The following is a 13,099-nucleotide window of genomic DNA, read 5'->3' as shown; positions in this document are numbered from 1 at the left end:
ATGGCAAAAGGTAAATTCGAGCGCACCAAGCCGCATGTGAACATTGGCACGATCGGCCACGTCGATCATGGCAAGACGTCGCTGACGGCGGCGATCACGAAGTATTTTGGCGAATACAAGCGCTATGACCAGATCGACGCGGCGCCGGAAGAGAAGGCGCGCGGCATCACGATTTCGACGGCGCACGTCGAATACGAGACGGCCAACCGCCACTATGCCCACGTTGACTGCCCCGGCCACGCCGACTATGTGAAGAACATGATCACCGGTGCCGCGCAGATGGACGGCGCGATCCTGGTCGTTTCGGCCGCCGACGGCCCGATGCCGCAGACGCGCGAGCACATCCTGCTCGCCCGCCAGGTCGGCGTGCCCTCGATCGTGGTGTTCCTGAACAAGGTCGACCAGGTCGACGACGCCGAGCTGCTCGAGCTGGTCGAGCTCGAGGTTCGCGAGCTCTTGACCAAGAACGAGTTCCCCGGCGACGACATTCCGATCGTCAAGGGCTCGGCGCTTGCCGCGCTGGAAGATTCCAACAAGACCATCGGCGAGGACGCGATCCGCGAACTGATGGCGCAGGTCGACGCCTACATCCCGACGCCGGTGCGTCCGCTGGACAAGCCGTTCCTGATGCCGATCGAGGACGTGTTCTCGATCTCGGGCCGCGGCACGGTTGTGACCGGCCGCGTCGAGCGCGGCGTGGTCAAGGTCGGCGAGGAACTCGAGATCGTCGGCATCCGTCCGACGACCAAGACGACCTGCACGGGCGTCGAGATGTTCCGCAAGCTGCTCGACCAGGGCCAGGCCGGCGACAACATCGGCGCGCTGCTGCGCGGCGTCGACCGTGAAGGCGTCGAGCGCGGCCAGGTTCTGGCCAAGCCGGGTTCGGTGAAGCCGCACAAGAAGTTCGTGGCCGAAGCCTACATCCTGACCAAGGACGAGGGCGGCCGTCACACGCCGTTCTTCACCAACTACCGTCCGCAGTTCTACTTCCGCACCACCGACGTGACCGGCATCGTGACGCTGCCGGCCGGCACCGAGATGGTGATGCCTGGCGACAACATCACGGTCGACGTCGAGCTGATCGTGCCGATCGCCATGGAAGAGAAGCTGCGCTTCGCCATCCGTGAAGGCGGCCGCACCGTCGGTGCCGGCATCGTCGTCACCATCAAAGAATAATCGAAGCCGGCATCCGCCGGATCGACAGGGAAAGGGCGGCCCTCGGGCCGCCCTTTTTTCTTTTCCAATCGCAAAAGCGTCCATTGTTCGTTCTATTGCTTCAAGCCTGTTGCAAGCCTCGGCGCTGCAACTAGTATAGGTTGCATCAAGGGGCTTGCAGGACGTGGTTTCAGGGCGCCGTTTCAACATTCGGGCATGGTGGTCACTGAGGCTGGTCTGCCTGGCGCTGCTTGCCATGGGCAATGCCAGCCTCGCCGCGGCGACGGCCGATTCCGGCCCGACGATGCGTTTTGTTGTGGTGCGCAGCAACGCCGCGGGGTGTGAGCCCAACTGTCCGGAGTGGATTTCGGCGGAAGGCACGATCGAGGCCGGTACGCCGGCGCTGCTCAAGCGCATGCTCAAGCGGCTTGGCGGGCGAAAGCTGCCGATCGTGGTGGATTCGCCAGGCGGCAATGTCGACGCGGCGCTGACGCTCGGCCGGCTGATCCGCAAGAGCGGGCTGGATATCGCCGTCGGCAAGACCTGGTTCGACGGCTGCATGCCGGACGACAAGGATTGCACGGCCAACAAGGGCAGGGATGCCGACTATCTCGGCGAACCCTATGCCAGCGGCGCCATCTGCAATTCCGCCTGTCCGCTGATGTTTGCCGGCGGCGTACGCCGCGTGGTCGGCGAATGGGCGTATCTCGGCGTCCATCAGATCACCACGACCTACATCAAGACGAGACTGCTCTACCGGACCACATACAAGGTGGTGAACGGCAAGAAGAAGGTCATCAACACGAAGGTCGTCAGCCGCAAGAATGCCGGCAGCTACAAGACCTACGAGATGAGCAAGGCGGTGGAGAAAAGGCTGGCCGCCTATTTCCGGGAAATGGGCGTCGGCGAGGGCGTGCTCGTAACGATGAAGAACACGCCGGCCAGTGATATTCATCAGCTGGTCCTGGAAAACATGCTGCGGATGAAACTCGTCACCAGCATGGATTCGGTCGATCTGTTCACCGCCGCCACGATCTGCAAGGCATGGCCGGCGCCGGCGAATTGCCGGGAGGTACCGTCGAACAAGGATGCGACGCCGGCCGCTGCCTTGGCTGCCAAGGCCGAGCCCGCACCTGCGGCAACAGCCAGGCCGGAGATCGTCAAGCGCGACGAGGACATGCGCTTCGTCGTCGTTCGCGGCAGCAATCCGCTCTGCAATCCCGATTGCCCGGAATGGATCTCGGCCGAAGGCACGATCACCGCCTACACGCCGGAGCGGCTGCGTGACATGCTGGATAGCATTGGCGGGCGCAGGCTGCCTCTGGTGGTCAGCTCGCCGGGCGGCGACGTGCTTGGGGCGCTCGCGGCTGGCCGGCTGATCCGCGAGCACAAGCTCGACGTCGCCATTGCCCGGACCGATTTCGTCGGCTGCGATTTGGCGGCGCTGGATTGCGCGGCCGACAGCGAGGCTCGCGCCGGATTGACCGTCGATGCCGACGGCGTGTGCGATTCAGCCTGCGCGATCCTGCTTGCCGGCGGTGTCCGCCGGCTTGTCGGTCCGCGGGCACGGCTCAGCGTGCATTCGCTGGGGATGGAGAAAGAGGTCAAGACCTACCTCGAAGACATGGCGATCGGAAGCGGCTTGCTTACGGCAATACAGTCGTATTCGAGCCATCGCCAGTTTGAGCCGGACATGATGTTGAAGCTCGGGCTGACGACTGGACCGCAATCGGTCGACGCGCTGACCGGCGCCACCATCTGCGGCGTCATACCGAAGCCTGACAACTGCCGCGTGGCACCCTCGCCAAACGCCCAGGCCGAGGCGCCCGCCAAATTGTAGGCGTGAACTGGCCATCGAGGCAGGTTGAGCCGTCTTCGATCTTTCCGCTATCGTCCGCGGCAAGCGACAGGCGAGGATCGATGATGGACGAGGATATTCCGACGCTGTTCGAATGGGCCGGCGGCGCCGAGGTGCTCAGCCGCCTGACGCAAACCTTCTACGACAAGGTGGCGCGCGATCCGATCGTCGGTCCGGTGTTCAGGCACATGTCGCCGGACCATCCCGCCCATGTCGCGGCCTTCATCGGCGAGGTGTTCGGCGGACCGAAGACCTATAGCGAAAAGCATGGCGGCCACCGCGAGATGGTGATGCATCATCTCGGCAAGCACTTGAGCGAGGAACAGCGGCGGCGCTGGATCAACCTTCTCGCCGACGCCGCCGACGAGGTCGGCCTGCCCGACGACCCCGAATTCCGCTCCGCCTTCATGGGCTATGTCGAATGGGGATCGCGGCTGGCGAAGATGAATTCCAATCTCGGCGTGACGTGCGATCCGGAAACGGAGCCGATGCCCGCCTGGGGCTGGGGCGTGCCCGGCGGGCCTTACAAGCCGCCGGCGGGGAAATCGTAGCGGTGGAGCCGCGAAGCACGCTCGTTCGATGGCGGCAATGGCAGGGCCCTGGCATCGAACACCTTGTCCTGAGGCAGGATTCCGGCGGGATATCGGCCGAGTCCGTGGCGATCTCGGCCGACCATGCGCCTTTCGCCGTTCATTACCGCATTTCATGCGACCCTGACTGGCGCGCCAGGGAGGTCGAGGTCGGCATTGTCGGTGGCGGGCGCTTCCGGCTCGAGACCGACGGCATCGGCAACTGGTCGAAGGACGGTGTTGCGATCCGGGACCTGACCGGGGCGCTCGACCCCGATCTCACTGTCACGCCCTTCACCAACACGCTGCCGATCCGCCGGCTGCGGCTGAAGCTTGGCGAAAGCGCCGAGATTGCCGCAGCCTTCATCGAACTCCCGGAACTGACCATCGTCAAAAGCCCGCAGCGCTACACGTGCCTCGACGAAGGCAGACGCTATCTCTACGAGTCGCTGAAGAGTGGCTTCCGGCGGGAAATCGAGGTCGATCAGGAGGGGCTGGTGACCACCTATCCGGATTTCTGGCAAAGGATCTGATCCGGCCGTTGCGACGCGCTCTGCAAGATGCGGAATATCTGCAAATCTCTGCAAAAATGGCGCCACGATGGGATTGCAGGTTGGAGCATCCGAAACGGGCTTGCTACGTGATGCTCATTGCTCATCTGCCATCGGGTTACATTCTGGGGAGTTTCGCGCGCAGACAATGGCGCGAAATGTCCGGCGTCGTGACGGCTGCGATGATCGGCAGTGTGATTCCCGACGTTGACATGCTGTACTTCCACTTCATCGACGGTGGACACATCCACCACCACGCCTACATCACGCACTGGCCATTGTTTTGGGCCGCAACCGGAATATTGAGCCTGTGCGCCGCCAGACTGCTCGGCTGGCCCCGTCCGGCGCTGATCGGCATTTTCTTCGCGGGTGCCATGCTGCATATGGTCCTGGACACGGTGGCGTCGCCGATATCGTGGCTGATGCCATTTGATCGGCACGCCTTCGAGTTCGTGGCGGTTCCCGCCACCTATGGCAATTGGGTCGTGAGTTTCGTCCTGCACTGGACTTTCGGGCTCGAACTTCTCATCTGCGCCTGGGCGTTGTGGCTTGTCACTGCGCGATCGGCGGCGCGGATCGCCGCGCCTCAAAAGGGCACTTGAGTTCTCATCCGCTTTATGAAATAGCAGCGCGCGTGTACGGGCATAGCTCAGTTGGTAGAGCGGCGGTCTCCAAAACCGCAGGTCGTAGGTTCGAGCCCTGCTGCCCGTGCCATTTTCCCGAAATGGCCGATTTCAATATCGTCGATGGCCCACCAGGTCCTTGAAAACCCATGGGTGGCTTGCCAAATGGCGATAATTCGGGCATAAGGCGCGCATAGCCGGGACGGAACGACTGGATGGTTCCGAGGCGGCGTTTGGCCATAAAGCGGACACTTGCCACTTGCGTGGATCAAGAATCGGTTTTATGTAGACAGAACAGACACGCGACGCGTGGAGCTGGGAAGCCGGCTTTACGCGTCCGATTTGCATGGGCGAAATGGATGCGCTGATTCGGCGCCGACATGAAGCCCAGGCGGCACGTCCCGGCCTGCGGGATCATCCAGGAGACCCGGCCAACGGGTCTTGAAGACAGAGCGGCATATGGCTTCGAAAACCACAAATCCTTTCACCTTTCTCCAGCAGGTTCGCTCGGAGACCGCCAAGGTGACCTGGCCGTCGCGTCGCGAAACGATGATCTCGACGGTGATGGTCCTGGTTTTCGCGGTCATCGCGATGATCTTTTTCTTCACCGCCGACATAGCCATGGGCTATGCGATCGAGTTCATTCTGGGCCTCGGACGTTAAGTTCGGCGATTACGGAGACGTCGTGAAATGACTGCGCGCTGGTACATTGTCCACGCCTATTCGAACTTCGAGAAGAAGGTCGCCGAGGACATCGAGAACAAGGCCAAGCAGAAGGGCCTGTCCGGCGAGATCGAGCAGATCGTGGTGCCGACCGAGAAGGTCGTGGAGATACGCCGTGGCCGCAAGGTAGACGCTGAGCGCAAGTTCTTCCCGGGCTATGTGCTGTTGAAGGCCAACCTGACCGACGCTGTGTTCTCGCTGGTCAAGAACACGCCGAAGGTGACCGGTTTCCTGGGCGACTCCAAGCCCGTGCCGATCACCGAGACCGAGGCGCAGCGCATCCTGAACCAGGTGCAGGAAGGCGTCGAGCGTCCGAAGCCCTCGGTCACCTTCGAGATCGGCGAGGCGATCCGCGTCTCGGACGGTCCGTTCGCGTCGTTCAACGGTTTCGTCCAGGAAGTGGACGAGGAGCGGGCGCGGCTCAAGGTGGAAGTTTCGATCTTCGGGCGCGCGGTGCCCGTCGATCTGGAATTCGGACAGGTCGAAAAGGGCTGATCCGAATACCCGCGCCGAAAGGCGTCGGGTTGCCCTGCGCCGGTTCGGTGGTGGGGAGGCGGCGCGAAGGTCGCGCGGCCATGAACGGGTGGGAGGCGAACGCGGCTTAGCCGGCCGCGGGAACCGCACCACCAGACTGCAACCGCCGGTGTTTCCCAGAAAGTGGGGCCGGCACGAGAAAAGGCAGGAATAGAGATGGCTAAGAAAGTTGCAGGCCAGCTCAAGCTCCAGGTTGCCGCGGGTTCGGCCACGCCGTCGCCCCCGATCGGCCCGGCGCTTGGTCAGCGCGGCATCAACATCATGGAGTTCTGCAAGGCGTTCAACGCGCAGACCCAGGAACTGGAGAAGGGTTCGCCGATCCCGGTCGTCATCACCTACTACCAGGACAAGTCGTTCACCTTCGTCATGAAGACGCCGCCGGTGAGCTACTTCCTGAAGAAGGCCGCGAACCTGAAGTCGGGCTCGAAGGAGCCGGGCAAGGTCAAGGCCGGCACGATCAGCCGCGACAAGGTGCGCGCGATCGCCGAGCAGAAGATGAAGGACCTGAACGCAAACGACGTCGAAGCGGCCATGCGCATGGTCGAGGGCTCCGCCCGCTCGATGGGCCTGGAAGTGGTGGGCTGAGATCATGGCAAAGATTGCAAAGCGTATCGCCAAGACCCGCGAAGGCATCGATCCGAACAAGTCCTACGCGCTCACTGAAGCGCTGAAACTGCTCAAGGAGCGGTCTTCGGTCAAGTTCGACGAGACCATCGAAGTCGCGATGAATCTCGGCGTCGACCCGCGCCATGCCGACCAGATGGTCCGCGGCGTGGTCAACCTGCCGAACGGCACCGGCCGCTCGGTGCGCGTTGCCGTGTTCGCGCGCGGTGACAAGGCCGAGGAAGCCAAGGCCGCCGGTGCTGACATCGTCGGCGCCGAGGATCTGGTCGACATCGTCCAGAAGGGCACGATCGATTTCGATCGCTGCATCGCGACGCCGGACATGATGCCGCTCGTCGGCCGTCTGGGTAAGGTGCTCGGCCCGCGCGGCATGATGCCGAACCCGAAGGTAGGCACGGTGACCCCCGATGTCGCCGCGGCCGTCAAGGCCTCGAAGGGTGGCGCCGTCGAGTTCCGCGTCGAGAAGGCCGGCATCGTCCAGGCCGGCGTCGGCAAGGTCTCGTTCGACGTCAAGGCGCTGGAAGAGAATGTGCGTGCCTTCGCCGATGCGGTGAACAAGGCCAAGCCGTCCGGCGCCAAGGGCAACTACGTCAAAAAGGTGTCGGTCACCTCGACGATGGGCCCTGGCCTCAAGCTCGACATCGCGACGCTCGCCGCGTCCTGATACGAACCCTTCCGATCGGCCGCTAACCGGCTGATCCGCAAAGAATTCCGGGCCTCCGACTGGTTGGCGGCCCGGTACCGGAAGCCGAAAGGCTTCCGGACATCCTGTCCGAGATTGCAGGCGGCCCAACAGCCTTAATTCATGTGGGCCTGCATGAGACGGGTGAAGACCCGACAAAGGAGCCAAGGCTCCGATGAAAGGTTCGAACCGTGTTTGCCTTTTGTCTGCGCACCGTCGGCTTGCCGTCGGTGTGGCGAAAGGGGGCAGGATCCTCGAGCGTCGTTCGGGAGATCCGTTACTGGATGGCCCGGCCGGCAAAAAGGCAACCCGACGCCTGTCCTCTAAATGGGAATGTTCCCATCGATGGGGCAGGGGTCAACTGGAGATAGGCAGTGGACAGAGCGGAAAAACGCGAACTCGTCACGGGCCTGAATGATGCGTTTTCGAGCGCTGGTTCAGTCGTCGTGGCCCACTACGCCGGTATCACCGTCGCGCAAATGAACGACCTTCGGTCGAAAATGCGCGCCGCCGGTGGCACCGTCAAAGTCGCGAAGAACCGTCTCGCCAAAATCGCTCTTCAGGGCACGGACTCCGCATCGATCATCGACCTGTTCAAGGGACAGACGCTGATCGCCTATTCGGAGGATCCGATTGCGGCGCCGAAGGTCGCGTCCGATTTCGCCAAGGGAAATGACAAGCTCGTCATTCTCGGCGGCGCAATGGGCACCACCTCGCTCAACGCCGACGGTGTGAAGGCACTCGCTACACTTCCGTCGCTCGACGAGCTGCGCGCCAAGCTGGTTGGCATGATCGCCACGCCGGCAACCCGGATCGCCCAGATCGTCAATGCACCCGCGGCTTCGGTCGCGCGCGTCATCGGCGCTTACGCCCGGAAGGACGAGGCGGCATGAGGCCGTTCCTCGCTATCACAAACACACGTTCGAACCTTACGAAGGAATATGCAAATGGCTGATCTCGCAAAGATCGTAGACGACCTTTCGAAGCTGACCGTCCTCGAGGCGGCCGAGCTGTCGAAGCTCCTGGAAGAGAAGTGGGGCGTTTCGGCTGCCGCTCCGGTGGCGGTTGCCGCTGCTGGCGGCGCTGGTGCCGCTGCCGCTGCTCCGGCCGAAGAGAAGACGGAATTCGACGTCGTTCTCGCCGACGCCGGCGCCCAGAAGATCAACGTCATCAAGGAAGTCCGCGCCATCACCGGCCTTGGCCTCAAGGAAGCCAAGGACCTGGTCGAAGCGGCTCCGAAGCCGGTCAAGGAAGGCGTTTCCAAGGCCGACGCCGACAAGTTCAAGGCCCAGCTGGAAGCAGCCGGCGCCAAGGTTGAGCTGAAGTAAGCTTTGGCTGCGGCGGGCGGCCTCGCGCCGCCCGCCACTCCCTTGACGTCAAGGGAGCCACAGAGCGCGAGAAGCACGAGAACCTCTTTCCTGATGGCCGCGAACCGGCCTTCAGGAAACGGGTTTTCTCCCGTTTTAACCGGCTGCCGCCAGGCGGCGGGAAAAACAGATCAGGGGCTGCCGCCGAGGCGGCCCGGAATGCAAGGCGAGCCGCGGCGAGGTTCGTCCCGAGAATCGAGCTAAGGAGCGACGATGGCCCAGACCCAGACTTTCAATGGCCGCAGACGCGTACGCAAGTTCTTCGGAAAGATCCCGGAAGTTGCGGAGATGCCGAACCTGATCGAGGTTCAGAAGGCATCCTATGACCAGTTCCTGATGGTGGACGAGCCGAAGGGCGGCCGTCCCGACGAAGGACTGCAGGCCGTTTTCAAGTCGGTCTTCCCGATCTCCGATTTTTCCGGCTCCTCGATGCTGGAGTTCGTGAAGTACGAGTTCGAAGGACCGAAATTCGACGTTGACGAATGCCGTCAGCGCGACCTGACCTATGCCGCGCCGCTGAAGGTGACGCTGCGCCTCATCGTGTTCGATATCGATGAGGATACCGGCGCGAAGTCGATCAAGGACATCAAGGAACAGGACGTCTACATGGGCGACATGCCGCTCATGACGTCGAACGGCACCTTCATCGTCAACGGCACCGAGCGCGTCATCGTCTCGCAAATGCACCGCTCGCCGGGCGTTTTCTTCGACCACGACAAGGGCAAGTCGCACTCGTCGGGCAAGCTCTTGTTCGCCGCGCGCGTCATCCCCTATCGCGGCTCGTGGCTCGACATCGAGTTCGACAGCAAGGACGTCGTGCACGCCCGCATCGACCGCCGCCGCAAGATTCCGGTGACGTCGCTCTTGATGGCGCTCGGCATGGACGGCGAGGAGATCCTGTCGACCTTCTACAACAAGATCACCTACAAGCGCGCCGGCGACCACTGGCGCATTCCCTTCAACGTCGAGCGCTTCCGCGGCCTCAAGGCCGTCGGCGACTTGGTCGATGCCGATACCGGCGAGATCGTCGTCGAGGCCGGAAAGAAGATCACCGCGCGCCAGGCCCGCCAGCTCGGCGAAAAGGGTCTGAAGGCGATCAAGGCGACCGACGAGGACCTGCTCGGCAACTACCTCGCCGAGGATATCGTCAACTACGCCACCGGCGAGATCTTCCTCGAGGCCGGCGACGAGATCGACGACAAGACGCTGAAGGTGCTGCTCGGCACCGGCGAGGGCGAGATCCAGATCCTCGACATCGACCACGTCAATGTCGGCGCCTATATCCGCAACACGCTCGCCGTCGACAAGAACGAGAGCCGCCAGGACGCGCTGTTCGACATCTACCGTGTCATGCGCCCGGGCGAGCCGCCGACGCTCGAAACTGCCGAAGCCATGTTCAACTCGCTGTTCTTCGACAGCGAGCGCTATGACCTGTCGGCCGTCGGCCGCGTCAAGATGAACATGCGCCTCGAGCTCAAGGCAGAGGACACCGTGCGCGTGCTGCGCAAGGAAGACATCCTGGCCGTGGTCAAGACGCTGGTGGAACTGCGCGACGGCAAGGGCGAGATCGACGACATCGACAATCTCGGCAACCGCCGCGTGCGCTCGGTCGGCGAGCTGATGGAAAACCAGTACCGCGTCGGCCTGCTGCGCATGGAGCGCGCGATCAAGGAACGCATGTCCTCGATCGAGATCGACACGGTGATGCCGCAGGACCTGATCAACGCCAAGCCGGCGGCGGCCGCCGTGCGCGAGTTCTTCGGTTCCTCGCAGCTGTCGCAGTTCATGGACCAGACCAACCCGCTGTCGGAGATCACCCACAAGCGCCGCCTCTCGGCGCTTGGGCCGGGCGGTCTGACCCGCGAGCGCGCCGGCTTCGAGGTGCGCGACGTGCACCCGACGCACTACGGCCGCATCTGCCCGATCGAGACGCCGGAAGGCCCGAATATCGGTCTGATCAACTCGCTGGCGACCTTCGCGCGCGTCAACAAGTACGGCTTCATCGAGAGCCCGTACCGCAAGATCGTCAACGGCAAGCTGACCAACGAGGTCGTCTACCTGTCGGCCATGGAAGAAGCCAAGCACCATGTCGCGCAGGCCAATGCCGAGCTCGACAAGAATGGCGGCTTCGTCGATGAGTTCGTCATCTGCCGCAACGCCGGCGAAGTGATGATGGCGCCGCGCGAGAACGTCGACCTGATGGACGTGTCGCCGAAGCAGATGGTTTCGGTGGCGGCAGCGCTCATCCCGTTCCTCGAGAACGACGACGCCAACCGCGCGCTGATGGGCTCGAACATGCAGCGTCAGGCCGTGCCGCTGGTGCGCGCCGAGGCGCCGTTCGTCGGCACCGGCATGGAGCCGATCGTCGCCCGTGACTCCGGCGCCGCCATCGGCGCCCGCCGCGGCGGCATCGTCGACCAGGTCGACGCGACGCGTATCGTCATCCGCGCCACGGAAGATCTCGATCCCGGCAAGTCGGGCGTCGACATCTACCGGCTGATGAAGTTCCAGCGTTCGAACCAGAACACCTGCATCAACCAGCGTCCGCTGGTGCGCATGGGCGACCGCGTCAACAAGGGCGACATCATCGCCGACGGTCCGTCGACGGAGCTCGGCGATCTGGCGCTCGGCCGCAACGTGCTGGTCGCGTTCATGCCGTGGAACGGCTACAACTACGAGGACTCGATCCTCTTGTCGGAGCGCATCGTCGCCGACGACGTCTTCACCTCGATCCATATCGAGGAGTTCGAGGTCATGGCGCGCGATACCAAGCTCGGGCCGGAGGAAATCACGCGCGACATTCCGAACGTCTCGGAAGAAGCGCTGAAGAACCTCGACGAAGCCGGCATCGTCTACATCGGCGCCGAAGTGCAGCCGGGCGACATCCTGGTCGGCAAGATCACGCCGAAGGGTGAAAGCCCGATGACGCCGGAAGAGAAGCTTCTGCGCGCCATCTTCGGCGAAAAGGCCTCCGACGTGCGCGATACCTCCATGCGCATGCCTCCGGGCACCTTCGGCACGGTCGTCGAAGTGCGCGTCTTCAACCGCCACGGCGTGGAGAAGGACGAGCGCGCCATGGCGATCGAGCGCGAGGAGATCGAACGCCTGGCCAAGGACCGCGACGACGAGCAGGCGATCCTCGACCGCAACGTCTATTCGCGCCTGTCCGACATGCTGGTCGGCAAGGATGCGATTGCCGGACCGAAGGGCTTCAAGAAGGGCTCGAAGCTGGCGAAGGATACGCTGGACGACTATCCGCGCTCGCAGTGGTGGCAGTTCGCGGTGGAGAACGAAAAGCTCCAAAGCGAACTGGAAGCCCTGCGCGGCCAGTACGACGATTCCAAGAAGGCGCTGGAACAGCGCTTCATGGACAAGGTCGAGAAGGTGCAGCGCGGCGACGAAATGCCTCCGGGCGTCATGAAGATGGTCAAGGTCTTCGTGGCCGTGAAGCGCAAGATGCAGCCGGGCGACAAGATGGCCGGCCGGCACGGCAACAAGGGTGTCGTGTCGCGCATCGTTCCGGTCGAGGACATGCCTTTCCTCGAGGACGGCACGCATGCCGATATCGTGCTCAACCCGCTGGGTGTGCCGAGCCGCATGAACGTCGGCCAGATCCTGGAAACGCATCTGGGCTGGGCCTGCGCCGGCATGGGCAGGAAGATCGGCGAACTGATCGAGGCGTACAAGGCGGGCGGCGACATCAAGCCGCTGCGCAAGACGATCGAGAGCTTCATGCCGGCCAATGACCGCAACGAGCCGGTCCGCGAGTACGACGACGAAAGCATCATTCGCCTCGGCGAGCAGATGCGCCGCGGCGTCTCCATCGCGACCCCGGTGTTCGACGGCGCGCATGAGGGCGACATCAACATCATGCTGGAGCAGGCGGGCCTGCACACCAGCGGTCAGTCGCAGCTCTATGACGGACGCACCGGCGAGCCGTTCGATCGCAAGGTGACGATGGGCTATATCTATATGCTCAAGCTTCACCACCTGGTGGACGACAAGATCCACGCGCGTTCGATCGGCCCGTACTCGCTGGTCACCCAGCAGCCGCTGGGCGGCAAGGCGCAGTTCGGCGGCCAGCGCTTCGGCGAAATGGAGGTCTGGGCGCTCGAAGCGTACGGCGCCGCCTACACGCTGCAGGAGATGCTGACGGTGAAGTCGGACGACGTCGCCGGACGCACCAAGGTCTACGAAGCTATCGTCCGTGGCGACGACACGTTCGAGGCTGGCATTCCCGAGAGCTTCAACGTTCTCGTCAAGGAAATGCGGTCCCTCGGCCTCAATGTCGAGCTGGAGAACACCAAGCTCGACGACGCTCCGGTGCGGCTGCCCGATGCTGCCGAATAGGGGCGCAGCCGAATAAGGCAACGGCGCGCCGCGCTAGATCGCGGCGCGCCAATCAAATTCCTC

Annotated in this window: 12 protein-coding genes and 1 tRNA gene; all 13 read left to right on the top strand. The window is 63.2% G+C overall.

Annotated features, from left to right (window positions below; genetic code table 11):
• Window positions 1-1,176: elongation factor Tu (tuf, locus tag EN857_RS19340; protein ID WP_095805843.1), on the top strand; the 1,176-nt coding region annotated here is incomplete at its 5' end.
• 163 nt (window positions 1,177-1,339) lie between these two features.
• Window positions 1,340-2,995, top strand: a complete 1,656-nt coding sequence (locus EN857_RS19335) for a hypothetical protein (protein WP_128347107.1) — start codon at window positions 1,340-1,342, stop codon at window positions 2,993-2,995.
• Window positions 2,996-3,078: 83 nt separating this feature from the next.
• On the top strand, window positions 3,079-3,564 hold the full coding sequence (locus EN857_RS19330; protein WP_135858476.1) for a group II truncated hemoglobin: 486 nt from the start codon (window positions 3,079-3,081) through the stop codon (window positions 3,562-3,564).
• Window positions 3,565-3,566: 2 nt separating this feature from the next.
• A complete protein-coding gene (locus EN857_RS19325) occupies window positions 3,567-4,115 on the top strand; it encodes a putative glycolipid-binding domain-containing protein (protein ID WP_127393716.1) in 549 nt (182 codons plus the stop codon).
• Window positions 4,116-4,195: 80 nt separating this feature from the next.
• On the top strand, window positions 4,196-4,735 hold the full coding sequence (locus EN857_RS19320; protein ID WP_348630782.1) for a metal-dependent hydrolase: 540 nt from the start codon (window positions 4,196-4,198) through the stop codon (window positions 4,733-4,735).
• A gap of 36 nt (window positions 4,736-4,771) precedes the next feature.
• Window positions 4,772-4,847 (top strand) — tRNA-Trp (locus EN857_RS19315).
• Between the two features lie 368 nt (window positions 4,848-5,215).
• Window positions 5,216-5,419 carry a preprotein translocase subunit SecE gene (gene secE / locus EN857_RS19310; RefSeq protein WP_127286436.1) on the top strand — a complete coding sequence of 68 codons (204 nt, stop codon included), beginning with the start codon at window positions 5,216-5,218 and terminating at the stop codon, window positions 5,417-5,419.
• A gap of 27 nt (window positions 5,420-5,446) precedes the next feature.
• Entirely contained in the window at window positions 5,447-5,974 is a 528-nt protein-coding gene (gene nusG / locus EN857_RS19305; protein ID WP_059189556.1) for a transcription termination/antitermination protein NusG, read from the top strand.
• A gap of 195 nt (window positions 5,975-6,169) precedes the next feature.
• Window positions 6,170-6,598 carry a 50S ribosomal protein L11 gene (gene rplK, locus EN857_RS19300; protein WP_095765524.1) on the top strand — a complete coding sequence of 143 codons (429 nt, stop codon included), beginning with the start codon at window positions 6,170-6,172 and terminating at the stop codon, window positions 6,596-6,598.
• Window positions 6,599-6,602: 4 nt separating this feature from the next.
• Complete coding sequence (gene rplA, locus EN857_RS19295) at window positions 6,603-7,301, top strand: 50S ribosomal protein L1 (protein WP_127286435.1); 699 nt, start codon at window positions 6,603-6,605, stop codon at window positions 7,299-7,301.
• 392 nt (window positions 7,302-7,693) lie between these two features.
• Window positions 7,694-8,212, top strand: a complete 519-nt coding sequence (rplJ, locus tag EN857_RS19290; RefSeq protein ID WP_127286434.1) for a 50S ribosomal protein L10 — start codon at window positions 7,694-7,696, stop codon at window positions 8,210-8,212.
• A gap of 54 nt (window positions 8,213-8,266) precedes the next feature.
• Window positions 8,267-8,647, top strand: coding sequence for a 50S ribosomal protein L7/L12 (rplL, locus tag EN857_RS19285; RefSeq protein ID WP_059189560.1), 381 nt, complete (start codon window positions 8,267-8,269; stop codon window positions 8,645-8,647).
• Between the two features lie 252 nt (window positions 8,648-8,899).
• Window positions 8,900-13,036: a DNA-directed RNA polymerase subunit beta gene (gene rpoB / locus EN857_RS19280; RefSeq protein WP_135858412.1), complete on the top strand. Its 4,137-nt coding sequence runs from the start codon at window positions 8,900-8,902 to the stop codon at window positions 13,034-13,036.
• Window positions 13,037-13,099: the final 63 nt, after the last annotated feature.

The organism is Mesorhizobium sp. M4B.F.Ca.ET.214.01.1.1, assembly GCF_004791545.1.
GTDB lineage: Bacteria > Pseudomonadota > Alphaproteobacteria > Rhizobiales > Rhizobiaceae > Mesorhizobium > Mesorhizobium abyssinicae.
Note: the sequence above shows the minus strand (reverse complement) of the source record. Positions and strands in the feature narration are given on the sequence as shown.